Annotated in this window: 1 protein-coding gene; it reads left to right on the top strand. The window is 47.0% G+C overall.

Annotated elements, in window-relative coordinates; genetic code table 11:
• A partial coding sequence (locus A3762_RS04910) for a metal ABC transporter solute-binding protein, Zn/Mn family (RefSeq protein WP_156493241.1) occupies positions 1-666 on the top strand: 666 nt, incomplete at both ends.

Below are 666 nucleotides of genomic sequence, written 5' to 3'. Positions count from 1 at the left end.
TCAAAGTATTGATAGGCATCGTGGACACGACAAACATGACGACCATGGACACGACGATCATGACGACCATGGACACGACGATCATGATGACCACGGACACGACAAGCATGACGACCACGGACACGACGATCATGACGACCATGGACACGACAAGCATGACGACCACGGGCACGACAAGCATGATGATCACGGACATGACGATCATGGACATGATGAGCATGAAGGTCATCACCATGCCCATGATGGAGTAGACCCTCACGCATGGCTTGACCCTGTTAATGCGAAAAACTGGGTGACTGTGATTAAAGACACTCTTTCAAAAATGGATGCAGAAAACGCTGACAAATACGAAGCGAATGCTGAAAAGGCAATCGCAGGTCTCGATGAACTAATTGCAAACGCACAAGCACAAATTTCAGAACTGGGTGAACCAAAGTTTGTCGTCTTCCACGATGCCTATCAATACTTTGAAAAACGCTTCAATGTTCCAGCAACTGGATCCATTACACTTGGAGATGCCGAAGCACCAAGTCCAGCACGCATCAAAGAAATTAAAGATAAAGTCACGGAACTCAATGTGACCTGTGTCTTTGCAGAGCCTCAGTTTGACTCAGGCTTAGTGAGCAATGTATTCGAAGGCTCAGTGGTCACAACCATCGGCATTAT

It is taken from the genome of Oleiphilus sp. HI0125, from assembly GCF_001635355.1.
This window is presented reverse-complemented; position numbering and strand designations above follow the sequence as displayed.